Source organism: Citrobacter sp. Cpo045, assembly GCF_030332875.1.
GTDB lineage: Bacteria > Pseudomonadota > Gammaproteobacteria > Enterobacterales > Enterobacteriaceae > Citrobacter > Citrobacter portucalensis.
The window spans coordinates 314,954-338,688 of record NZ_JAOWGZ010000096.1 but is presented as its reverse complement, the minus strand read 5'-3'; the positions used below and the strand labels follow the sequence as shown (position 1 = coordinate 338,688).

General features: G+C 50.5%; 24 protein-coding genes. 11 read left to right on the top strand and 13 right to left on the bottom strand.

The genetic code is table 11. From position 1 onward, the window contains the following. Window positions 1-8 precede the first annotated feature (8 nt). Window positions 9-1,262 carry a multidrug efflux MFS transporter YnfM/SxtP(Kp) gene (gene ynfM / locus OGY13_RS13225; protein ID WP_213752196.1) on the bottom strand — a complete coding sequence of 418 codons (1,254 nt, stop codon included), beginning with the start codon at window positions 1,260-1,262 and terminating at the stop codon, window positions 9-11. Between the two features lie 107 nt (window positions 1,263-1,369). On the opposite strand from ynfM, the gene ynfL reads away from it, so the two are divergent. From ynfL to bioD, 3 genes are all read left to right on the top strand, one after another. Next, on the top strand, window positions 1,370-2,269 hold the full coding sequence (gene ynfL / locus OGY13_RS13220; RefSeq protein WP_032943386.1) for a multidrug efflux transcriptional activator YnfL/SxtR(Kp): 900 nt from the start codon (window positions 1,370-1,372) through the stop codon (window positions 2,267-2,269). Between the two features lie 128 nt (window positions 2,270-2,397). After that, window positions 2,398-3,618 carry a sugar metabolism global transcriptional regulator Mlc gene (gene mlc / locus OGY13_RS13215; RefSeq protein WP_213752197.1) on the top strand — a complete coding sequence of 407 codons (1,221 nt, stop codon included), beginning with the start codon at window positions 2,398-2,400 and terminating at the stop codon, window positions 3,616-3,618. A gap of 125 nt (window positions 3,619-3,743) precedes the next feature. After that, the gene (gene bioD, locus OGY13_RS13210) at window positions 3,744-4,439 is read left to right on the top strand and encodes a dethiobiotin synthase (RefSeq protein ID WP_020996409.1); all 696 of its coding nucleotides are present in this window, start codon (window positions 3,744-3,746) and stop codon (window positions 4,437-4,439) included. Here the strand turns inward: bioD and clcB are convergent. From clcB to OGY13_RS13180, 6 genes are all read right to left on the bottom strand, one after another. Further along, window positions 4,395-5,684: a voltage-gated ClC-type chloride channel ClcB gene (clcB, locus tag OGY13_RS13205; protein WP_048236436.1), complete on the bottom strand. Its 1,290-nt coding sequence runs from the start codon at window positions 5,682-5,684 to the stop codon at window positions 4,395-4,397. The two genes, bioD and clcB, sit on opposite strands and share 45 nt — an antisense overlap. A 119-nt stretch (window positions 5,685-5,803) precedes the next feature. Further along, on the bottom strand, window positions 5,804-6,418 hold the full coding sequence (gene dmsD / locus OGY13_RS13200) for a Tat proofreading chaperone DmsD (protein ID WP_186413412.1): 615 nt from the start codon (window positions 6,416-6,418) through the stop codon (window positions 5,804-5,806). A 42-nt stretch (window positions 6,419-6,460) separates the two neighbouring features. Then, on the bottom strand, window positions 6,461-7,315 hold the full coding sequence (locus tag OGY13_RS13195) for a dimethyl sulfoxide reductase anchor subunit family protein (RefSeq protein ID WP_213752198.1): 855 nt from the start codon (window positions 7,313-7,315) through the stop codon (window positions 6,461-6,463). Window position 7,316: 1 nt separating this feature from the next. Next, window positions 7,317-7,934, bottom strand: a complete 618-nt coding sequence (dmsB, locus tag OGY13_RS13190; protein ID WP_137377885.1) for a dimethylsulfoxide reductase iron-sulfur subunit DmsB — start codon at window positions 7,932-7,934, stop codon at window positions 7,317-7,319. 10 nt (window positions 7,935-7,944) lie between these two features. Continuing rightward, window positions 7,945-10,383, bottom strand: a complete 2,439-nt coding sequence (gene ynfE / locus OGY13_RS13185; RefSeq protein ID WP_071446475.1) for a selenate/tellurate reductase subunit YnfE — start codon at window positions 10,381-10,383, stop codon at window positions 7,945-7,947. 148 nt (window positions 10,384-10,531) lie between these two features. Then, window positions 10,532-10,840, bottom strand: coding sequence for a DUF1161 domain-containing protein (locus OGY13_RS13180; RefSeq protein WP_008784729.1), 309 nt, complete (start codon window positions 10,838-10,840; stop codon window positions 10,532-10,534). A 102-nt stretch (window positions 10,841-10,942) separates the two neighbouring features. Between OGY13_RS13180 and OGY13_RS13175 the strand changes: the two genes are divergently transcribed. Beyond that, the gene (locus tag OGY13_RS13175; protein ID WP_286594095.1) at window positions 10,943-11,653 is read left to right on the top strand and encodes a YnfC family lipoprotein; all 711 of its coding nucleotides are present in this window, start codon (window positions 10,943-10,945) and stop codon (window positions 11,651-11,653) included. Between the two features lie 6 nt (window positions 11,654-11,659). Here OGY13_RS13175 and speG read toward each other — a convergent pair whose 3' ends face one another. Beyond that, window positions 11,660-12,220, bottom strand: coding sequence for a spermidine N1-acetyltransferase (gene speG, locus OGY13_RS13170; RefSeq protein ID WP_213752200.1), 561 nt, complete (start codon window positions 12,218-12,220; stop codon window positions 11,660-11,662). A 35-nt stretch (window positions 12,221-12,255) separates the two neighbouring features. Continuing rightward, on the bottom strand, window positions 12,256-12,597 hold the full coding sequence (locus tag OGY13_RS13165) for a DUF1283 family protein (RefSeq protein ID WP_213752201.1): 342 nt from the start codon (window positions 12,595-12,597) through the stop codon (window positions 12,256-12,258). Window positions 12,598-12,750: 153 nt separating this feature from the next. Here OGY13_RS13165 and OGY13_RS13160 point away from each other — a divergent pair, with 153 nt between their 5' ends. The 4 genes from OGY13_RS13160 to OGY13_RS13145 all read left to right on the top strand — a co-directional run bounded on the left by OGY13_RS13160 (window position 12,751) and on the right by OGY13_RS13145 (window position 17,422). Further along, the gene (locus OGY13_RS13160) at window positions 12,751-13,077 is read left to right on the top strand and encodes a YnfA family protein (RefSeq protein ID WP_008784733.1); all 327 of its coding nucleotides are present in this window, start codon (window positions 12,751-12,753) and stop codon (window positions 13,075-13,077) included. Between the two features lie 107 nt (window positions 13,078-13,184). After that, window positions 13,185-14,399, top strand: a complete 1,215-nt coding sequence (rspA, locus tag OGY13_RS13155) for a starvation-sensing protein RspA (RefSeq protein WP_043016367.1) — start codon at window positions 13,185-13,187, stop codon at window positions 14,397-14,399. 60 nt (window positions 14,400-14,459) lie between these two features. Beyond that, window positions 14,460-15,794 (top strand): MFS transporter, encoded by a 1,335-nt coding sequence (locus OGY13_RS13150; protein WP_213752202.1) that lies wholly within the window; start codon window positions 14,460-14,462, stop codon window positions 15,792-15,794. Window positions 15,795-15,955: 161 nt separating this feature from the next. Further along, entirely contained in the window at window positions 15,956-17,422 is a 1,467-nt protein-coding gene (locus OGY13_RS13145) for a mannitol dehydrogenase family protein (RefSeq protein WP_167819924.1), read from the top strand. Between the two features lie 74 nt (window positions 17,423-17,496). Here OGY13_RS13145 and ydfZ read toward each other — a convergent pair whose 3' ends face one another. The 3 genes from ydfZ to ydfG all read right to left on the bottom strand — a co-directional run bounded on the left by ydfZ (window position 17,497) and on the right by ydfG (window position 19,411). Next, entirely contained in the window at window positions 17,497-17,700 is a 204-nt protein-coding gene (gene ydfZ, locus OGY13_RS13140) for a putative selenium delivery protein YdfZ (protein ID WP_003032393.1), read from the bottom strand. A gap of 191 nt (window positions 17,701-17,891) precedes the next feature. Next, window positions 17,892-18,578, bottom strand: coding sequence for a GntR family transcriptional regulator (locus OGY13_RS13135; protein WP_003032396.1), 687 nt, complete (start codon window positions 18,576-18,578; stop codon window positions 17,892-17,894). Between the two features lie 86 nt (window positions 18,579-18,664). Continuing rightward, window positions 18,665-19,411, bottom strand: coding sequence for a bifunctional NADP-dependent 3-hydroxy acid dehydrogenase/3-hydroxypropionate dehydrogenase YdfG (gene ydfG, locus OGY13_RS13130; protein WP_020996406.1), 747 nt, complete (start codon window positions 19,409-19,411; stop codon window positions 18,665-18,667). Window positions 19,412-19,548: 137 nt separating this feature from the next. Here ydfG and dcp point away from each other — a divergent pair, with 137 nt between their 5' ends. The 3 genes from dcp to OGY13_RS13115 all read left to right on the top strand — a co-directional run bounded on the left by dcp (window position 19,549) and on the right by OGY13_RS13115 (window position 23,155). After that, window positions 19,549-21,594 (top strand): peptidyl-dipeptidase Dcp, encoded by a 2,046-nt coding sequence (gene dcp / locus OGY13_RS13125; RefSeq protein WP_213752203.1) that lies wholly within the window; start codon window positions 19,549-19,551, stop codon window positions 21,592-21,594. 218 nt (window positions 21,595-21,812) lie between these two features. Beyond that, on the top strand, window positions 21,813-22,073 hold the full coding sequence (locus OGY13_RS13120; RefSeq protein ID WP_020996405.1) for a hypothetical protein: 261 nt from the start codon (window positions 21,813-21,815) through the stop codon (window positions 22,071-22,073). Between the two features lie 155 nt (window positions 22,074-22,228). Continuing rightward, entirely contained in the window at window positions 22,229-23,155 is a 927-nt protein-coding gene (locus OGY13_RS13115) for a diguanylate cyclase (protein ID WP_008784739.1), read from the top strand. Between the two features lie 284 nt (window positions 23,156-23,439). On the opposite strand, the gene mgtS is transcribed toward OGY13_RS13115, so the two are convergent. Further along, complete coding sequence (gene mgtS / locus OGY13_RS13110; protein WP_003032406.1) at window positions 23,440-23,535, bottom strand: protein MgtS; 96 nt, start codon at window positions 23,533-23,535, stop codon at window positions 23,440-23,442. Between the last annotated feature and the right edge of the window lie 200 nt (window positions 23,536-23,735).

Here is a 23,735-nt window from a genome sequence, read left to right as displayed (position 1 = left end):
ATCGCGGATTATACGTGCAGACGATGGTGCAAACGCGCACCGACCAGCAACGCCAACACCAGCATCAGGGCGATAAATCCGCCCACGCCGTTCCAGCCATAGCTGTGCCAGAACACACCGCCCAGCGTACCGGCAATACTGGATCCCAGATAATAGCTGAACAGATACAGGGAAGAAGCCTGGCCTTTAGCGCGTTTTGCCCGTGGTCCAATCCAGCTGCTTGCTACGGAGTGCGCGGCAAAAAAACCGGCTGAAAAGAGCAGCATCCCGGCGAAGATCAGCCATAGCGATGTGAACAGGGTCATCAGCAGTCCAACCAGCATCACGCCAGTTGAAAAGAGCATTACCGGGCCACGGCCATAACGAGTGGTCATAGAACCCGCTTTCGGCGAACTCCAGGTCCCGGTCAGATACGCCACAGATAACAGACCGACAACCGCCTGGCTGAGCTCCCACGGATAGAGCATCAGGCGGTAGCCGATGTAATTAAACAGCGTGACAAACGATCCCATCAGTAAAAAACCTTCCGCAAACAGCAGCGGCAAACCTTTGTCGCGCCAGTGCAAGCGGAAGTTGATAAACAACGTTTTCGGGCGCAGCGACGTAGGTCTGAAATGACGGGATTCCGGTAAGATTTTCCAGAACATCAGTGCAGAGGCAAGGGCAAAACAGCCGATCGCCGCCAGCGCGATACGCCAGTTAAAAAAGTCGGTAAACACACCGCTGATCAAGCGACCACTCATACCGCCAATCGAGTTACCGCTGATATACAAGCCCATTGAGAAGGCGACGAAACTGGGATGAATTTCTTCACTCAGATAGGTCATCCCTACCGCCGCGACGCCGCTCAGTGAAAGTCCTATCAGAGCACGCATGATTAAAATACCGTGCCAGCTGGTCATCATCGTTGAAAGCAGCGTACAACAAGAGGCGAGCAGCAGCGCGGTAACCATCACCGGCTTGCGGCCAATAGCATCTGAAAGTGGGCCGGTAAACAGTAACCCTATCGCCAGCATCGCCGTCGAGATGGAAAGCGAGATACTGCTGCTTGCGGGAGAGACCCCAAACTCGTGCGAGAGCACTGGCAGTATGGGTTGTACGCAATAGAGGAGGGCAAAAGTCGCCAGTCCGGCGGAAAACAGCGCCAGCGTGACGCGCATAAATGGGGATGTTCCGCGTTTGATAAATCCATCCGGCGGGGTAACTATCTGTTCATCAACATCGCTTGTTGGCGCGGTATCGACAGTTGTTGTACGGCTCACTTGAAATCCTTGCTCATTCAATTACGTCTACAGGACCAGCCTTAAGAGTATGAAAATCACAATATTCTGTCTAATATATTAATAATCTCAAATAATATTTTAAAAATATGAATATCGAACTGCGTCATTTACGTTACTTTGTGGCCGTTGCCGAAGAGTTGCATTTTGGTCGGGCGGCAGCGCGGTTAAACATTTCGCAACCGCCGCTAAGTCAGCAGATCCAGATCCTTGAACAGCAGGTTGGCGCCCGGTTACTTGCCCGAACTAACCGTAGCGTGGCACTGACCTCTGCCGGAAAGCAGTTTCTGGCGGACAGTCGGCAGATCCTCGGGCTGGTTAATGAAGCCGCCGCCAGGGCTGAGCGTTTGCATCTGGGAGAAGCAGGGGAATTGCGTATCGGCTTTACGTCGTCCGCGCCGTTTATCAAAGCGGTTTCAGATACGTTATCTCTGTTTCGCCAAAGCTACCCGGCAGTGCATATGCAAACCCGCGAAATGAACACGCGTGAGCAAATTGCTCCGCTCAATGAAGGAACGCTGGATTTGGGGCTTCTGCGCAATACGCAGCTTCCGGAAACGCTGGAGCGTGAAATCATTCTGCATGAACCACTGATGGCAATGATCCCACGTGCGCATCCGTTGGCGCAAAAACCCGTGGTCACGTTGGCCGAACTGGCGAATGAGCCATTTGTCTTTTTTGACCCCCATGTGGGGACAGGGTTGTATGACGATATTCTGGGCCTGATGCGTCGCTATGGACTGAAGCCGACGATTGCGCAGGAGGTTGGCGAGGCGATGACTATCATTGGGCTGGTGGCCGCAGGATTAGGGGTTTCTATACTTCCTGCTTCTTTTAAACGGGTGCAACTGTATGAAATGTGTTGGATCCCGATAGCGGAAGAAGATGCTGTCTCGGAAATGTGGTTAGTGTGGCCAAAGCATCATGAGCAAAGTCACGCCGCGCAACGCTTTCGCGAGCAGCTTCTGGCGGCCGTTCAGAGCGGTTAATTTAGTTTAAAAATGGGCGAAAATGTGCAGTAAATCACAAGGCTAAGTAAAAAGTTGACGGAAGCCATTGAAGTGCTTCACCATAGCCCGCAGATTATTTCGGAGCGCGAAAATAAAGGGAGTAAGTGGTGGTTGCTGATAGTCAGCCTGGGCATATCGATCAAATTAAGCAGACCAATGCGGGTGCGGTTTATCGCCTGATTGATCAGCTGGGTCCGGTATCGCGTATTGATCTCTCCCGCCTGGCACAATTGGCGCCTGCCAGCATTACCAAAATTGTCCGCGAAATGCTCGAAGCGCATCTGGTGCAAGAGCTGGAAATCAAGGAAGCGGGTAGCCGTGGTCGTCCGGCCGTTGGGCTGGTTGTCGAAACGGAGGCCTGGCACTACTTATCCATTCGTATCAGTCGTGGCGAGATTTTTCTGGCGCTACGCGATCTGAGCAGCAAGCTGGTGGTTGAAGATTGCCTGGACATGCCACTGGTCAGTGAAACGCCGTTGCTGGCTCGCGTGATAACCCAGGTCGATCAGTTTTTCATCCGCCACCAGCAAAAGCTGGAGCGCTTAACCTCCATCGCCATCACCTTACCCGGCATTATTGATACTGAAAACGGTATCGTTCATCGCATGCCATTTTACGAAGATGTCAAAGAGATGCCGTTGGGCGAAGCGCTTGAGAACCATACCGGCGTGCCGGTGTATATTCAGCACGATATCAGCGCCTGGACGATGGCCGAGGCGCTTTTTGGCGCATCGCGCGGTGCGCGCGACGTCATTCAGGTGGTGATCGATCATAACGTGGGTGCAGGGGTGATCACTGACGGCCATTTGCTGCATGCAGGCAGCAGTAGCCTGGTGGAGATTGGCCATACGCAGGTCGATCCCTACGGTAAACGCTGCTACTGCGGCAACCATGGTTGTCTGGAAACAATCGCCAGCGTCGACAGCGTGCTCGAATTGGCGCAGGTGCGCCTGAAGCAGTCAATGAGTTCTTCTCTACATGGACAACCGTTAACGGTAGACGCGCTGTGTCTGGCGGCCATGCAGGGTGATTTATTGGCGAAAGATATCATTAGCGGCGTTGGGACCCACGTCGGTCGAATTCTTGCCATCATGGTGAATTTGTTCAACCCGCAAAAGATATTGATTGGCTCTCCGCTCAGTAAAGCGGCAGATATCTTGTTCCCTACCATTGCGGACAGCATTCGTCAGCAGGCGCTTCCGGCTTACAGTCAGCATATAGTCGTTGAAAGTACCCAGTTTACCAATCAGGGGACGATGGCGGGGGCGGCGCTCGTGAAGGACGCGATGTATAACGGTTCTTTGTTGATTCGTCTATTACAGGGTTAACATTTTTTAACTGTTGTACGAAAAATTGCGCTATCTCAAGCTGATCCTGGTCGTCATACCTTAGACTTTCTCCACTGTTTTATTTTCCTGACTTATATTTTCAAAGCATAACGGTGGAGTTAGTGATGCTGAAGCGTTTCTTTATTACAGGTACAGACACTTCTGTTGGGAAGACCGTGGTTTCCCGCGCATTACTACAAGCGTTAGCGTCAGGGGGTAAAAGCGTTGCGGGTTACAAACCTGTAGCCAAAGGCAGCAAAGAGACGCCCGAAGGTCTGCGCAACAAAGATGCACTGGTACTGCAAAGTGTGTCATCTATCGAGCTGCCTTATGAGGCGATTAACCCAATTGCGTTGAGCGAAGATGAAAGTAGCGTGGCGCATAGTGGTCCGGTCAATTACACCCTGTTATCCAACGGTCTCGCAAGCCTCAGCGAAAAAGTCGATCACGTTGTCGTGGAAGGCACCGGAGGCTGGCGGAGCTTGATGAACGATCTGCGTCCGTTATCGGAGTGGGTGGTGCAGGAACAACTGCCGGTGCTGATGGTAGTGGGTATACAGGAAGGCTGTATTAATCATGCGATCCTCACCGCGCAGGCGATAGCCAGCGACGGACTGCCGTTGATTGGCTGGGTTGCGAATCGCATTAACCCGGGGCTGGCGCATTATGCGGAAATCATTGATGTGCTGGGTAAAAAATTACCTGCACCGCTGATCGGTGAACTGCCTTATCTGCCTCGTGCAGAGCAGCGTGAGTTGTCGCAGTACATCCGCCTGTCAATGCTCGGCAGCGTGCTGTCGGTAGATAGAGTCGTGGCGTAACGTACGCGACAGTACCGACGCCAGGACACAGGCAATCAGTAATCCGGGGAGCAGGCGATACTCCCCGGTCATTTCACAAACCATCAACGTCGACATTATTGGTGCATGCGTGGTAGCCGCCAGCAGCGTGGCCATCCCCGTTAATCCCAGCAAAATGGCAATTTCATCCGAGCCCGGAAGCCATAATCCCCATACCTGACCCAGCAACATGCCCACCGACAAGCCGACAAACAGCGTTGGCGTAAACACGCCACCCGGGGCACCGGATCCACTGCTGGCAAGCACCGCCAGTAATTTGCAGATAAAAATCCCGCTAACCACGGCCAGCAGCGGTGGTGAAAGTAAATATGACTGCACCACGCTGTAGCCATTACCCCAGACCGTAGGCGTGAGCAATGAAAGCAGGCCAACGATCAACCCGCCAAGCGCCAGTTGCCACGGTGGCGAGAGTTTTAAGCGCAAAAATACATTATGGCTGGCGGTCATCAACCACATGAAGAGCGGTCCGCAGATGCCAGCAGCCAGACCGGTGCTGACAATCATAACGTATTCCAGAGCATGTAATTCCCGCGACAGGTGCACGGTATACAGCAGCGCATTGCTGTCGCTAAGCAGATTGGTGGTGAGTAATGCGACTACGGCGGACACCACTACCGGTCCCAGTGAGGCGAGGATCAGCGTGCCAAACAATACTTCGGCAATAAATAAACTGCCCGCCAGCGGGGCATGATAGGCTCCAGCCATACCTGCAGCGGCGCCGCAGGCAATCCATAACTTCCATTCTGTACGCGGGGTAAAGCGTTGAGCAAAGCAGGAGGCCGCCAGCGCCGCCAGTAAAATCATGGCACCTTCACGTCCGATGGCGCTCCCGCTGGCGACGACCAGTAACGAGGCCAGCGATTTCACCAGGCTTGCACTGACGTCAAATTGTCCGTCGGTTTGCAGGGCTTCCATATAATCAGTGGGAGCCTGCGGACGTAAACGGTTAAATTTTTGCCAACCCCACAGTAGTAATCCAGCCGCCAGACCGCCGAGTGCAGGTGTCAGCATACGCCTTAAAGGCGAAAGGTTTGTCGCTGCGTTGACCAGACTTCCCGTGTTGTTGCTCAGAAACAACCATTCGAGAAGCAGCATGGCATGACGAAATCCTGCGACGGCCAGCGCAGCAAGGACGCCAATCAACGCGGCGAACAGCAGGCGGCGGAACATTGCTCGCAGGTCAGGGTAAGCATGTAAATGATGCATGAGTGGCCAGACTGGAAAATTCAGACGCTCTATTTTGCGGCTATTAGGTAACAGAAGCAAAAGCTCAGCGTGCGCAACAGGATGCACCACAGGCAGGACAATTCCTGCCTGTGACGAAACTAACGGAACAAAGGCTTATCGGCTACCGGGATCAGTAACTGTGATTGCCACTGTGCCAGCGTCAGGCGCGCCAGCTCACCAAGCGCCTGGTAGAACGGGTGATCGGCTTTTTCGATAAACACATTAAGAAAGCGTGATGACCATGGGAACAGATGCCAGGCCAGCAGTTGCTCGCACTCGGTGTGGCGTTCGTTCTCGGCAAGCCAGGCCGTCAGCAACAGCAGCGAACCAAAGTGATCTTCTGGCTCATTTTGCTGCATGGCAAACTGGATGCCGTTGTCCCGCATCCACTGGCGTAATGCTAGCGTGGAGTCGCCAAACAACACGTTTTCACGATCCAGCCAGACGGAACCCCATGGCGGAGAAGGGAGCGCATAAGGTCCAACAAACAGACGTTGCCAGGCCTGCGGGAGAGACTCATCAGCCTCAGCCTGAAACTGATCGACTAACGACGAAAGCGTTGTTTTTTCAAGCGGCCACTGCGACTGCCAGCCATCGGTTCTTAACGCACTGACCAGTGCCGAAGCTTCTGCACTGTCTGGGGCATAGTAAAATAGCGCGCCGAGCACGCGCGCTGCGGTAGAAAAGTTGTCACGTTGTGAAAAATGGGTCATGCAAACAATCCTGAACAGTGCGGGTTGCCCCGCACCCGAAAGTTAACCTGCGACAGCCATTCCGACTGTCATATGTAAACCGTAAAACAAACCGCGGCCAATGATTTCACCGACAAGCACCAGAATTAACCCGAGCGCCAACCCGCCAACGGACGGTCCTTTGCGACGGATCAACGGACATATCCAGCAACCCAGACCCGCGGCCAGCAGCAGGACTCGCCAGACCTGTAAACTGCCGTAGTCGGGAACCAGCGCGCTGGCGGATTGTACCGAACTGTGGATCTCGCCGAGCGACAGTCCCTGCAGCACAATAACGGCCACCGTAACCAGCAGAGCCAATACGCTGATACCGGCGTATCTGGCGGCGTTAAAAGAAACACCTGCAGCACGCAGCAGCAGAGCGGCAAATAGCGGTCCACTGAGCAGCATCGTCATGAAAAACGCCAGTGTAGTATAACCGTTATACCAGGTTGGGACGGTGTCTATCTGGTAGACGTTGGTCATCGCAAAGACAAATACCAGGCCCAGCAACATGCTCAACAGCATCCAGATTTTACCTAACGCTGCGGGCATTTTACCGAGAAACGCCACCAGCCACCACAGGCCACCGACGGCGAAAAACAGCGAACCGCTGGCGATTTCGTTACTTAGCGCCGATGCGCCAATTCTGTTCAGCGAGTTAAACGCGCGCAGCGGCGAACCTAAATGCATAACCGAGGCGAGAAAGGCGATGCCCATTACCAGCCAGAGAAAAAACATACTGCAAACGATACGTTGTTTTACCAGCTCGTCTTTAGCGGTCAGCCAGCCGTAACCACTGACGATCAGCGCCCCGGCTACGCACTGGCCCAGCACCGTGAACAGTACCAGCGGCCATTCATGCCATCCATTTCCCATTTTACACCTCCTTTGGATTAGCCAGAAAACCCGTGGTATCCCCGGTCGGGCGGCAATTGGCGTTTGGTTTGATCACAATATTTGGTTTGGTGAAGTGCGCACCCGGCAGCGGGGCGACGGCAGCCAGTTCACCATGTTTTTTGCGCAGTTCGTCGATGGGGCCAAAATCCAGCGCACGCAGCGGACAGGACTGGACGCAGATGGGCTTTTTGCCGTCTGCAACACGATCATGGCAGCCATCACACTTGGTCATATGTCCTTTTGCAGCATTGTACTGTGGCGCACCGTACGGGCAGGCCATATGACAGTAGCGACAGCCAATGCACACGTCTTCATCGACCACCACAAAACCATCCTCACGCTTATGCATCGCACCACTTGGACAAACCTTGGTGCAGGCCGGATCCTCGCAGTGGTTACAGGAGATTGAAAGATAGTAGGCAAAAACGTTCTGGTGCCAGACGCCGTTGTCTTCCTGCCAGTCACCACCTGCGTATTCGTAAATCCGCCGGAAACTGACGTCAGGGGTGAGGTCTTTGTAGTCTTTGCAGGCCAGCTCGCAGGTTTTGCACCCGGTGCAACGACTGGAATCAATAAAAAATCCATACTGAGTTGTCATGGGTTAGTCCTTAAACCTTCTCGATCTCGACCAGATTAGTGTGCTGTGGGTTGCCTTTTGCCAGCGGTGAAGGGCGCTGTGTTGTCAGCGTATTGACGCAGGCGCCATGGTCAATTTTGTCGCCGGCCATATCGGCATCGTGCCATGCACCCTGGCCCATTGCGCTGACGCCAGGCAGGATCCGTGGCGTCACTTTGGCCGGAATACGTACTTCCCCGCGGTCGTTAAAGACCCGCACCATATCGCCATTTGCAATACCACGCTTTTGGGCATCGACGGGATTGATCCACACTTCCTGACGACAGGACGCCTGCAGAACATCGATATTGCCGTAGCTGGAGTGCGTACGGGATTTGTAATGGAAGCCAAACAACTGCAGCGGAAATGCGCTGCGTTTGGGATCGTCCCACCCTTCAAACGTGGAGGCGTAGACGGGAAGTGGGCTAATTACTTCATCCTTCTGCAACTCCCATGTGTTGGCAATTTTCGCCAGCCTGCTGGAGTAAATTTCAATCTTTCCAGACGGTGTTTTGAGCGGATTGGCCTGCGGATCGTCGCGGAATTTTTTATAAGCGACAAAATGCCCGTTAGGATCTTTGCGTTTATAGATCCCCATTTTTTTCAGCTCGTCATAAGAAGGGAGCGCGGGGTCCTTGGCCAGCATTTTTGCATACAGATACTGGAGCCACTGTTCCTGAGTACGGCCTTCCGTAAACCGTTGATAGATATCATTGCCAAGGCGTTTGGCGACTTCGCTCATTATCCAGTAGATCGGTTTGCGTTCGAACTTCGGTGACGTCGCGGGTTGAATAAAAATGAGGTATCCCATGTTGCCCGCATAGTCGTTAGGAATGATGTCTTCCTGTTCGACGGTCATTAGGTCCGGCAGCAGAATATCGGCATATTTCGCCGAAGATGTCATGAAATTTTCGATGACCACTATCATTTCGCATTTCGTATCATCCTGAAGGATCTCATGCGTTTTATTGATATCTGAGTGCTGATTAGTAATGGTGTTACCCGCGTAGTTCCAGATAAATTTAATCGGTACATCGAGCTTATCTTTACCGCGCACGCCATCGCGGGTTGCGGTCATTTCCGGACCCCGGGCGATGGCGTCGGTCCAGCTAAAGCAGGATATTTGGGTTTTGATGGGATTATCCGGCAGCGGCATGCGTTCAATCGTGATGGTGTAGGTTGATTCTCGTGCACCGCTATTGCCGCCGTTGATGCCAACGTTGCCAGTCAGGATTGGCAGCATTGCGATCGCGCGCGAAGTCAGTTCGCCGTTAGCCTGACGTTGTGGACCCCAACCCTGACAAATATACGCCGGTTTTGTACTACCGATTTCTCGTGCCAGTTTAATGATGCGCTCGGCCGGGATCCCTGTGACATGCGAGGCCCATTGGGGCGTTTTAGCGACACCGTCATCGCCATTGCCAAGTATATAGGCCTTGTAATGTCCGTTAGCGGGGGCGTCAGCGGGTAGGGTTTTCTCGTCATAACCGACGCAATATGTGTCAAGGAATGCCTGGTCGACGAGATCTTCGTTAATCAGGACCCAGGCGATTCCCGCCACCAGTGCGGCATCGGTTCCCGGACGGATAGGGATCCACTCATCTTCACGACCCGCAGCGGTATCGGTATAACGCGGGTCGATGACGATCATGCGGGCGTTAGAACGCTCCCGGGCCTGCTCAAGGAAGTATGTTATGCCACCGCCGCTCATGCGCGTTTCGGCAGGGTTATTGCCGAACATCACCACCAGCTTCGTGTTTTCAATGTCGGAGGTACTGTTGCCGTCATTTGAGCCGTAGGTGTAAGGCATTGCCGCCGCGATTTGTGCGGTACTGTATGTGCCGTAATGGCTCAGGAATCCGCCATAGCAGTTCATCAATCGAGCGACCAGCGAGGCATAAGGGGAGGAGCGAGTAATATTGCCGCCGACAATGCCAGAGGTGTAGTTGATGTACACGGCCTCATTACCGTATTTTTGTACGGTATTTTTTAAACTGGTGCTGATGGTATCCAGCGCTTCCTGCCAGGTTATGCGTTCGAATTTACCCTCACCGCGTTTGCCCACGCGCTTCATAGGATAATTGAGGCGATCCGGATGATTGATCCGTCGACGGATTGAGCGTCCACGTAAACAGGCACGCACCTGGTGCTGACCATAAATATCGTCTCCGGTCGTATCAGACTCTACCCATACGACCTCGTCATCTTTGACGTGGAGTTGCAGGGCACAACGACTGCCGCAGTTCACGGAACAAGCGCCCCAAACCACTTTCTCTTCAGCCGGTTGTATCGCCTGTTGTACCGCAGCAGCTGCGGTGCGCATCCCAAAAGGTAACGATAACCCGCCAGCGGCAAGCGCCAACGAACCTATAGCCGAGGATTTCACTAACATCCTGCGGCTAATGCCTCCATATTGCTCAGTATCAGACATAACTCACTCCATTATAGTTATCGCTATATATTAATCTCTACAGCGAAATTAATAGCATGCTAATAATAGAGTGAGTTTACCCATTTATGAGTATGGCATCTTAATGCATATCAAACTGGAGTAACCCTCCGCGTACGGAGGGTATGATTTATTGCGGTTCGGCGACGTGCCCGTCCTGTGCAGGCGAGCTGTTGGCAGGGGCGTTTCCACTGTTAGTCCGGGTGTAGAGAATTTTGTGCGTATCGTTTGCACAATGTCCTACCACCAGTGAATCAGGTTGATCGGCCTGATCGTTGGGGACAATGTTCAGCGTAAAACTGGACTCTGCGACGCCATTATTGATGATGCGCTGCTCGATATCGCTTTTCACGCGTTCACATGACGCAGGTGCGGCCAGAACCTGTGGGGATGCAACTGCCAGTAAGATCGCGGCAATTCCTGTTACGTATTTCATCATCAGCTCCTTTATGATCGACATAGACTAAGATTAGCATTTCTGGTGTAAATAACTGTATTTGCTAATATGATTGAGAATTATCTTCTTATCCCGGTGAAAAATGTGAAGAAACAGACCCTGTTAGGTTTCCTGTGTGTCGTGCTGGTCGGGTGTGATAACGCCAAAGGGCTGGTTTCCTTTACGCCGGAAATGGCCAGTTTTTCCAATGAGTTTGATTTCGATCCGCTGCGCGGGCCGGTGAAAGATTTCAGTCAAACGCTGCTCAACGACAAAGGTGAGGTCACCAAGCGCGTCGCTGGTACCCTGTCACAGGAAGGGTGTTTCGATACACTTGAACTGCACGATATCGAAAACAATACCGGTATGGCGCTGGTCCTGGATGCTAACTACTATCGGGATGCCGAAACGCTGGAAAAAAAGATCCGCTTACAAGGTAAATGCCAGCTAGCGGAACTGCCTGCTGCCGGTGTGGTGTGGGATACCGACGATAACGGTTTTGTCGTTTCCGCCACGGGGAAAGAGATGAAGGTGCAGTATCGATATGATGCCGAAGGCTACCCGCTGGGCAAAACAACCGTCAGCAAGGACAGCACTTTGCAGGTTGATGCTAAACCGTCGGTTGATCCATTGAAGAAGTTAGATTACACCGCGGTGAGTATGCTCAACAATCATCCGTTAGGCAATGTCAAACAAACGTGCAAATACGATGAATACGCAAATCCGGTCAACTGCCAGCTTGTTATCGTTGATGAGAGCGTGAAGCCGGCAGTTGAACATCATTACTCGATTGAAAACACGATCGACTACTACTAGTCGTGTTTACTGAGCGGTAGGCGGCAGCAGAGTAGGGCCTGCCGTTTTGTGCTCTGCCAGATACTGCTGCTGGAAGATACACATACGAATCGTGTTGCGGTATTGGCCGTTGATAAAGAACTCATGGATCAGCTCGCCTTCGACCATAAAACCGAGTTTACGGTAAATGTGGATAGCCTTTTCGTTCTCTTTATCGACGATCAGATACAGCTTATAGAGGTTGAGCACGGTAAAGCCATAGTCCATTGCCAGCTTTGCTGCCCGTGAGGCCAGACCCTTCCCCTGATATTCCGGCGAAATAATAATCTGGAACTCGGCCCGGCGGTGTACATGGTTAATTTCAACCAATTCCACCAGCCCGGCTTTTTCACCGTCGCACTCCACCACGAAGCGGCGTTCGCTTTGGTCGTGGATGTGTTTGTCATACAGGTCTGACAGCTCAACAAACGCTTCGTAAGGCTCTTCGAACCAGTAGCGCATTACGCTGGCATTATTATCAAGCTGATGGACGAATCGTAAATCTTCACGCTCCAGCGGGCGCAACTTAACACTGAGGGCGCTAGTCATATCGTATCCTTTCAATATCCTTCAAAGTGCAATGATTATGGGGCAACGGTGCGGCCAGTACGGCGGTCGAGGCAGCGCAGGGTGTTAGGTTCCCAGTACGCATTAATATTAGCGCTCTGCTCGCACTTATCACGGCTATCAAAGGCCGTATCGGCTTTGTCCCACTCTTTCTCTGCACGTTTATTGACTTTCTGGCGAAGCTGACGCGTATCGTTCCATTGTTCCTTTTCCATTGCGGCTTGTTGACGACTTTGCGCACTGTCTCCGGATTCAATGACCAGTTTACTGGTTTCAGCAAATGCGGAAGAGGTGCACACAGCCGCAGCCAGCGTCAGCATAGCCGTCAGGCACAGGCGTTTGGTCAGTGTAATTTTCATGGTGAATTCCTTTTATGGGAAAGGGTAAAAACGATAAAACAGGGTTAAATTCTACACTATTCCAGTTTGCGGGCATACCCACCCGGTGGATATGGATACGCTAACGAGATTCTGTCGTATCATGGTTAAACCGAAGGTAACTGAATAACATCAATGCTTAAGACCACATTTCTTTTTTTCATCACCGCGTTATGCGAAATTATTGGCTGCTTTTTACCCTGGCTTTGGCTTAAGCGAGGAGCTACAGCCTGGTTGCTGATACCCGCCGGGGTGTCACTGGCTTTATTCGTCTGGTTGCTGACACTGCATCCGGCAGCCAGCGGGCGTGTATACGCAGCCTATGGCGGTGTTTACGTGGTGACCGCGCTGCTATGGCTACGTATTGTCGATGGTGTAAAACTCAGTTTATATGACTGGTCTGGCGCGCTGGTGGCGTTGTGCGGCATGCTGATCATTGTGGCTGGATGGGGGCGCGCATAGCGCCTTTTTTGTGATCAAACAGCGTTTTTTTGATCTTTATACTTGTATGGTAGTAGCTCAGTTGAGTAAATTTCCTGCATCACAAGAACAGATGTAGGGAATAAGAAATGAAGATTGTTGGGGCTGAAGTGTTTGTCACCTGTCCTGGGCGTAATTTTGTAACGTTGAAAATTACGACAGAAGATGGGATCACCGGGCTGGGAGATGCCACGTTAAATGGACGCGAGCTGTCCGTGGCGTCCTATCTGAAAGATCACGTGTGTCCGCAGCTTATTGGTCGCGATGCGCATCGTATTGAGGACATCTGGCAGTTTTTCTACAAAGGCGCTTACTGGCGTCGTGGTCCGGTCACCATGTCGGCGATTTCTGCGGTGGATATGGCTCTCTGGGATATCAAAGCGAAAGCGGCGAATATGCCGTTGTACCAGTTGCTCGGCGGTGCTTCTCGTGAAGGGGTTATGGTCTACTGCCACACCACAGGCCATACCGTTGATGACGTACTCGAAGATTATGCACGTCATAAAGAAATGGGCTTTAAAGCGATTCGCGTGCAGTGCGGCGTGCCGGGTATGAAAACCACTTACGGTATGTCTAAAGGCAAAGGACAGGCCTACGAACCCGCCACCAAAGGGCAATGGCCGGAAGAGCAGTTGTGGTCAACGGAGAAATACCTGGATTTCACACCAAAATTGTTTGCTGCCGTGCGTGACAAGTTTGGTTTTAACGAACATCTCCTGCACGACATGCACCACCGTCTGACGCCAATTGAAGCGGCCCGTTTTGGCAAAAGCATTGAACAGTACCGTTTGTTCTGGATGGAAGACCCAACGCCAGCTGAAAACCAGGAGTGCTTCCGCCTGATCCGCCAGCATACCGTCACGCCGATTGCGGTAGGGGAAGTGTTCAACAGCATCTGGGACTGTAAACAGCTTATTGAAGAACAACTGATCGACTATATCCGCACCACCATCACCCATGCGGGTGGTATCACCGGTATGCGCCGGATTGCTGATTTCGCGTCGCTGTATCAGGTTCGTACCGGTTCACATGGACCTTCCGATCTGTCGCCTGTGTGCATGGCTGCCGCGCTGCATTTTGATCTGTGGGTACCGAACTTCGGCGTACAGGAATATATGGGCTATTCCGAGCAGATGCTGGAGGTGTTCCCACATAACTGGACCTTTGATAACGGCTATATGCACCCAGGAGACAAACCTGGTCTTGGGATCGAGTTTGACGAAAAACTGGCGGCGAAATATCCGTATGACCCTGCATATCTGCCCGTTGCTCGCCTGGAAGATGGCACGCTGTGGAACTGGTAAATATAAATTTTACGTACGAAAGATGTTGATTAACCCAATACCCTACAGAAGGTTAAACTTATGGTTAGTTCAGTCGATATTAAAAATAACGTAGATAATAAGCCTATTATTCGTCGAGTGGCTTCAGCATCCGCAATTGGTACTGCTGCTGAGTATTATGATTTTTTTGCATACGGGACTGCAGCTGTACTCTTTTTTGGTCATCTATTTTTCCCGAGTGACGATCCGTTAATAAGTACTCTCGCTGCTTTTGCAACCTATGCTGTTGGTTTCCTTGCAAGACCATTAGGAGGAATCGTCTTTGGGCATATTGGCGATAAGGTTGGGCGTAAAAAAGCACTGGTTATTACTATATTAATTGTTGGTTTGGGGACGTTCTGTATAGGGTTATTACCTACATATGAGAAAATAGGTGTCTGGGCTCCAGCTTTACTTATTTTTATTCGTGTATTACAGGGATTTGGCGTTGGAGGTGAGCAAGCTGGTGCAGTACTGATGACGGCTGAATATTCTGAACCCAAACATCGTGGATTTTTTTCCAGTTGGGTTCAAATCGGTGCGCCGGTTGGTTTCCTCCTGCCGTTAGCGCTCTTTGCGCTGTTAAATGCCACACTTTCTCCAGAGGCAATGATGGATTACGGGTGGCGTATACCGTTTCTGTTGAGTCTGTTGCTGGTTATTGTTGGACTGTTTATCCGCTTAAAAATTGATGAATCACCTGTCTTTGCTCAGATTAGGGAGACAAAAGCAGAAGAATCACGTCCATTAGTTGAAGTTATACGCGATTTTCCTGGCATTGTTGCCAAGGGGGTCTGCGCGAAACTGATTGAAGCTTGCACATTTGCAATGTTCACAGTGATTGTTTTGGCTTACGGTAAGGCAAACAATCTTGATGCTAATATTTTGATGGAGACAATGATCGTTGCGGTCATAATAGAAATAATTGCAATACCGTTGATGGGGTTGCTATGCGATAAAATTGGACGTAAACCAGTCTATATTATCGGTGCGCTGCTGCAGGTCGTGATGATTATTCCTTTCTTCCTTGCGATTAATCAGGATAGTTTTTGGCTTACACAAATAGTAATGATCCTGGTGCTGAGTGTTGGGCATAGTATGTGTTATGCACCTCAGGCTTCTTATTTTCCGGAGCTTTTCCCAACTCATATTCGCTGTAGCGGAATAGCTTTAATTTGGCAACTGGGGTCGCTAATAGGCAGTGGCATTCTTGGCTTGGTAGCAGTAAAAATTCTGCAAGTAACAGGTGGACATTACTATGGACTTGCAACCTATGTGATTGTACTTGGAGTTATCTCAATTATTGGTTTGTTGATGATGCCGGAAACCGCTCCGCAAAGACTTAAGCGTGAATACCAGCAGTGGCAGAAACATTAATATCCTTTGGCGGCAGTATGCCGCCAAATTCACTGACTTTGGTATATAACTCAACAAATGATGTCATACCAATCATAAAAAGCTTAATGCAAATCAAAACATACAACCATACAGGCGTTACTCTGGAACAGTCCTGATTTCATTTATAAGTAGGCCATACCATGCAAAACAAGCTCTTAGCGGCAAAGGCTGCACTTCCTGACTACGATCGTACAAAACTGGTTCCGCGTATTGTTCATCTGGGGTTTGGCGCGTTTCACCGCGCACATCAGGGTGTTTACGCTGACATTCTGGCCGCCGATCACGGCAGTGACTGGGGCTACTACGAGGTGAACCTGATTGGCGGCGAGCAGCAGATTTTCGATCTGAAACAGCAAGATAATCTGTATACCGTTGCAGAGATGTCTGCTGATGCCTGGACTGCGAGAGTCGTGGGCGTGGTGAAAAATGCATTGCATGCGCAGGTTGATGGTCTGGAAAGCGTACTGTCAGCGATGTGTGAACCGCAGGTTGCGATCGTTTCCCTGACCATCACCGAGAAAGGATACTGCCATTCTCCGGCGACCGGCCAACTGATGTTAGACAACCCGATGATTGCAGCCGATCTGCAAAACCCCAAACAGCCTAAAACTGCGCCGGGCGTGGTGGTTGAAGCCCTGGCGCGTCGCAAAGCTGCGGGTTTAGCCGCCTTTACCGTGATGTCCTGCGATAACATGCCAGAAAACGGTCATGTGATGCGCAATGTTGTCACTGCATATGCCCGAGCGGTGGATATGGAACTGGCCGCGTGGATCGAAAAACATGTGACATTCCCATCAACAATGGTTGACCGCATTGTCCCGGCGGTTACGCAGGAGACGCTGGACAAAATTGAACATATCACCGGTGTACGCGACCCGGCAGGCGTGGCATGCGAACCGTTCCGTCAGTGGGTAATTGAAGATAACTTTGTTGCCGGCCGTCCTGAATGGGAAAAGGCCGGGGCGGAACTGGTAGCTGATGTCATTCCGTTTGAAGAGATGAAACTGCGTATGCTCAACGGCAGCCACTCTTTCCTTGCGTATCTTGGGTATCTGGCGGGATATCAACATATTAACGATTGCATGGGCGATGAACACTATCGTCTTGCTGCACGTGCGCTGATGTTGCAGGAACAAGCACCTACGCTGAAAGTAAAAGGTGTTGACCTACAGCGCTACGCCGATCTGTTAATTGAACGCTACAGCAATCCGGCGCTGCGTCATCGTACCTGGCAGATCGCCATGGACGGTAGCCAAAAACTGCCGCAGCGTATGCTTGATTCCATTCGTTGGCACATTGTGCACGGTAGTGACTTTGCGCTGCTGGCACTGGGTGTCGCTGGTTGGATGCGTTACGTCGGTGGTGTGGATGAACAGGGCCAGGCGATTGAAATTAGCGATCCACTGTTGCCGGTGATCCAGAATGCGGTGCGTAGCAGCAACGAGGGCGAAGAGCGCGTTCAGGCGCTGCTGGCAATCGATGCTATTTTTGGCCGTGAACTGCCACAGGTTGAACTGTTCAACCGTCAGGTCACACAAGCGTATCTTACTTTACTGGCTGAAGGGGCGAAGGCGACGGTTGCGAAGTATGCAGCAAAACTGAAGTAACGAAGATTATGCTTTATGTCGCCATCTGGCTTGCAACGGCCAGATGGCGCTGTGTTTTCTGGCATTCACACCAATTAGTTCATGCCTAAACGAATCAGCTCGAGGGGGGCGTATTTGCCTTCACATCCTTCGATTTCCACTGTTTTCCCGCGGCGAATCTGCTCAGCGGTCAGGCCATCGGTATCTATTGCTGTAATGCGGCCTGTGAGTCCGGTGTCGCTGATCATGACGCGGCTGCCAGTGGTGATTGCGTTACGGTTACGATCGTATGTTTTCATGGTGTTTTCTCCTTTCCAACTTACCGTCAAAGCCCGTGGGCTTTTAGTCCCACGTAACGGGCGCAATATAAATACGCTTCTCGTTAATGATTTTTTTTGTTTTCGATCAAAATCACAGCTTTTTTTATGCAGTTATGCGGGCGCGGGGAAAACGCAGGAGAAACTCACCCCGGAGTGAGGTGAGCGTAGTATTAATCTTCGCTGAACCAGTCGCTATTTTCCTGGCGAATAAGCTGAACGGACTCACCAATTTCCTGAAGATGGAGCATCATTGCGCGCTCGACCGCATCGCCATCATGCTTCTCAAGGGCGGCAAAGATATCGTGATGCTGGCGTAGCAGCATCTCAGGCGGGGAAATATGATCCAGGCTCATATAACGAACGCGGTCAATTGTAGCCTTTATATTCTCAACGGTATCCCAGGCGAGTTGGCACTCGGCGATTAAAGCCAGTTTCTGATGAAACTCATCATCAAGCTGGAAGAAATCATTAATCTGTTTTCGGTCAATTGCGATGCGCTGCTGATGCAAATTCTGTTCAAGCTGATAGCACTGTTGATCGTTGATCAGCGATGCGGCGCGGCGTACCACAGCACATTCAATTGCCTGACGAACAAAACAGCCGTTTTGCACTTGCGACAGCGAAATTTTATTCACGTAGCTGCCACGCTGCGGGCGGATCTGAATCAGACCGTTCTCGGCCAGTTTGATGAATGCTTCTCGTACCGGCTGGCGTGACACATTAAAGCGTACAGAAACCTCTTTCTCCGACAGCGGTGTACCGGGTGCAATCAGACAATGCACGATATCACGGCGAAGAATACGGTAAATCTGTTGATTTACTGGCTGTGTAGGGTTGAGCTGCGTTTCTACGGTCATTCATTCTTACTTTTTAGAGAGTTAACCCGGATATTTTATCACTTCTTTCAGGCTATCTATACCCGGCACAAGGCCGGGCAGAGAAATTAGCTCCGGTGGATACTCAGCCCGGCAAAAGACTGTGTGACAGGCATCATTTCAAGGGTGTTGATATTGACATGAGCCGGTAAAGAAGCCACCCACCATACCGCTTCTGTAACATCTTGCGGAGTCAGCGCCGTGGTATTTTCGTAGGCTTTTTCAGCTTTGGCGTCATCACCTTTAAAACGGACATTAGAGAACTCCGTACCGCCAACCAGACCCGGCTCGATGTCGGTAACGCGAATTGCAGTGCCGTGTAAATCAGTACGTAAATTCAGGCTAAACTGGCGAACAAACGCTTTGGTCGCACCGTAGACGTTACCGCCAGCGTATGGCCAGCTGCCCGCGGTAGAACCGATATTGATAATATGACCGCGGTTGCGTTCAACCATGCCAGGCAGAACGGCACGGGTCATATAAACCAGCCCCTTGTTGTTGGTGTCGATCATATTCTCCCAGTCTTCAATGCTGGCCTTGTGAGCAGGCTCAAGGCCCAGCGCCAGACCCGCGTTGTTGACCAGAACATCAATATTGCGCCATTCAGCAGGAAGGGCGTCCATCATCTCTTCAATCGATGCACGATTACGTACGTCCAGTTGCGCGGTATAGAGGCGGTCACCCAATTCCTCTTTCAGTTCCTGCAGGCGCTCCTGGCGGCGTCCGGTGGCAATAACTTTATGCCCATTCTCAATAAAACGACGCGTAATGCACTCACCAAAACCTGCGGTTGCTCCGGTTACTAAAACGATCATCTCACTGTTCCTCAACGCTTTTTATGTCGTACTACCATAGCACGTCATTTCCGTTCAGAGCTATTCCTGCGTAACGCGATTGCGGTTGATTCCTGGGAAGTCTACTCTGGTAAACAAATCGTTTTCAGGAGTGAAAGATGTCGTTAACGAATCCTTTTTTACGTCACAGCACGTTGCCGTACCAGGCACCGCAGTTTGATCAGATAGAGGTGCAGCACTATCGCCCAGCGTTCGATGAAGGCGTGCGGCGAAAACGTGCAGAGATCGAGGCGATTGTGCAAAACCCGCAGGCCCCTGATTTTGCCAATACGTTGCTGGCGCTTGAACAAAGCGGCGCTTTGCTGACACGCGTAATCAGCGTTTTCTTCGCGATGACGGCGGCGCACACCAACGATGAACTACAGCGCCTTGACGAAGAATTTTCCGCAGAACTGGCGAACCTTGCCAATGATATTTATCTCAATGGCGCGCTTTTTTCGCGCGTTGAAGCGGTCTGGCAACAGCGAGGTTCGCTGGGGTTGGATAGCGAATCATTACGCTTGCTGGAGGTCATCCACCAGCGTTTTGTATTAGCCGGCGCGCGTTTGAATGAGGTCGATAAAGCGAACCTTAAAGCGCTCAATACAGAGTCCGCCACATTGACCAGCCAGTTTAATCAACGTCTGCTGGCGGCGAACAAGTCCGGTGCTCTGGTGGTGGATGATGCACGTTACCTGGACGGACTCAGCGCAGAGGAAATTGCTGTTGCCGCCGAAGCTGCAAAGGAGAAAGGGCTTGAAGCGCGTTGGGTTATCCCGCTATTGAACACGACTCAGCAACCGGCGCTTGCGGCGTTACGCGATCGCCAGACCCGTGAGAATCTGTTCAACCGCGCATGGGCGAGAGCAGAAAACAATGACGCTAACGATACTCGGGCGATTATTCAGCGACTGGTCGAGATCCGGATGCAGCAGGCGAAACTACTCGGTTTTGCCAATTACGCTGCATGGAAAATTGCCGATCAGATGGCAAAAACACCGGAAGCGGCACTCAATTTCATGCGGGCGATTGTTCCCGCTGCGCGAGCCAGGGCATTGGATGAACAGGCCGAAATCCAGAATGTTATCAATCACGAACAGGGGCAATTTAACGTCGAGGCCTGGGACTGGACATTTTATGCCGAGCAGGTTCGTCGTGAAAAATATGCACTTGATGAGGCGCAGCTCAAACCTTACTTTGCCCTTGATACGGTGCTGAACGAGGGCGTTTTCTGGACAGCTAATCAACTCTTTGGCATAAAATTTATAGAACGGTTCGACATTCCTGTTTATCACCCGGATGTTAGGGTATGGGAAATATTCGATCACGATGGCGTAGGGCTGGCGTTATTTTACGGCGATTTCTTTGCCCGGGAATCGAAAAGCGGTGGTGCCTGGATGGGCAATTTTGTTGAGCAATCGCAACTCAATGAAACCCGGCCGGTTATTTACAACGTGTGTAATTATCAAAAACCGGCAAAGGGTCAGCCTGCATTGTTATTGTGGGATGATGTTATTACGTTATTTCATGAGTTTGGGCACACGTTGCACGGCCTGTTCGCCACTCAGCGTTATGCCACGCTTTCAGGGACCAACACTCCGCGTGATTTTGTTGAGTTTCCTTCGCAGATCAACGAACACTGGGCGAGTCATTCGCAGGTCTTTGCTCGTTTTGCTCGTCATGTTGATACCGGGGAGCAAATGCCACAGGCGTTGCGGGATAAGATGCAGCGGGCCAGCCTGTTTAACAAAGGTTACGACATGACCGAACTGCTCAGTGCCGCATTGTTGGATATGCGTTGGCACAGTCTGGAAAAGAGCGCGTTATCTCTTTCGGTCGATCAATTTGAACAGCAGGCGCTGGCGGCTGAAGGTTTGGATCTCAAGGCTGTGCCGCCTCGTTATCGCAGCAGCTATTTTGCCCATATCTTCGGCGGCGGTTATGCCGCAGGTTATTACGCCTATTTGTGGACGCAAATGCTGGCCGATGACGGCTATCAGTGGTTTGTAGAGCAGGGCGGATTAACTCGTGAAAACGGGCAAAAGTTCCGTGAAGCGATTTTGTCCCGCGGTAACGGTACTGATTTAACTGAACTTTATCGCCAATGGAGCGGGCGTGCTCCAAAAATGGAGCCAATGCTGGAACATCGTGGTTTGAGCGTCTAAGAGATTATTAGCCAGAATATTGAGCCGGGCGTGATGCCCGGTTTTTTATTATTTTTAAAGATGGCAATTTTTAGGGTTTTATATGAAAGTTGACAATAATGGTTATCAACAAATGATGATGAAATATATTCAGGAATGCTAGTTTAATAATGATGATGCCTTTGGATGTTTGATAAGATTAGCGTTCATGTACGGGCAGGTTTCTCAGGTAATTGTTAATGAAAATAGGGGTTCTAATAGCTGTGCTTGTTATGTCCGGATGTGCAGATAGTACAATTGTGCAATCCAGCGTCACTCCGTTTACGCCACATGTTTCACGCTCAAATGCTGAAATCATCGCACGGTATAAGGAAGCGCGTGAATCCGGGTTTTCCCATGGTTCTGCGTATCAATATGCCAGAGGCGACAAAACCTACACATCCGATCAATTAGAGGTGATTGGGCTTAATGAAATGCTGAATGAACCGTTATTGGTTTGACCGCTTTAGTGACAACGCTATGCCACACCAGATGGTATAGCGTAATATCCTGTTAATTACGATTTATTAATTACTATTAAAAAATTTACATAAATTTTCTTTTTTATCGTTAAGATAATTCCATCAGAAACGCTCGAACAGGGAGGGAGAACGTGATGATGAGAAATACGAAGGAAATAGATGCAATTTTGATTGAGTTGAACAAGTCCATTGATGCCCACTACAAATGGTTAGTGACAATGTTCCGCTGCGTGGTGTCTTCAGATGTTACGCAGCCAGATATTATGGGTGAAAACTCGCATTTTGCTTGTCGATTTGGACAGTGGCTTAATAATCAATCACGGTACAATGAGGATGATTGTAGTTACGTAAGCAAGATAAGCGCCACCCACGAAAAGATGCATTTATCAGGCAAGAAATTGCTAATGGCTATCGTGGAGAATCGTAGCCATTCATGGCATTTCGACAGTTTCCAGGACGCGCTGCTGGCATTTACCTCATCTGTAATGGACTACAAAATATATTTATTGAGTATCCGCAGTAATATCGACGCATTAACAGGTTTACCTGGCAGAAGAATGCTCGATGAGTCTTTTGATCGGCAGTTGCTCGATGCCGAACCGCTTAATCTTTATATATTGTTGTTAGATATCGATCGTTTTAAATACGTTAACGATACCTACGGCCATTTGGTTGGTGACGTGGTATTGCGGGCTCTGGCATCAAATTTATTGTCATGGACGCGATATGATGAGGCGGCGTACCGCTACGGTGGAGAAGAGTTCATTATCATCATCAGGACAAAAACGGACGAGCAGGCATGCCAGGCGGGTTTGCGACTTTGTCGTCTGATTGGTCAGAAAAAAATTCCCTACGCTGAGGGAGAGATCGGTATCACGGTGACGGCAGGCATAACCCGGGTTCAACAGGGTGAAACGCTGGATACCGCGCTTGGTCGGGCCGACAGGGCGATGTATCAGGGGAAACAGACCGGCAGGAATCGCTGCATGTTTATGGATGAAAATGAGCAAATTGCGTTGGTGGACACCAATGACGGAACCTCGTATCCCCTCAGTGCGTGAGTTTTCGAAAAACGCTTTGAGGTAGTTGCGTTTCGTTTAACTTTCATTGGGGTTGTCGGTGATAGGTTAGCTGACTATCCGTTATCTTCGCAGGGAATTGCCAGATAGCGTATAAAAGCAAAACACAAATCTATCCATGCAAGCATTTACCGCTGGTTTATCCGGCGGTTTTTTTTATCTGTAAATCAAGAAAAAGGCACAGCGAGTGCGATTCAGGTAAAAAAATGGCCCCTTGTGCAGTTACGCTACAAGGGGCCGGGTCGGTGCAGGACTATCTCCGTTCATCAATCATCCCATCTGTGGCTAAAATACGCGGCCAGGAAACCGGAAAATAAAATAATTCCCAGAACAGCCATAAAAATATTCATATTACCCAGCATAGTAAATGCTCCTTTATCTGTGAGTTTCCTCTCTTACCTTAAGTTCACCTCGCTTATGACTATAGTAGCAATTCAATCTTAAACAAAGGCTGAACTGTGTGATTATTTCGACTGAAAAGTAAATTTTTGACATGATCACGTCGAATAAAATAAATAATAGTGACGAGACACATTTATCTGCGCACAAATAACCCTGTTTT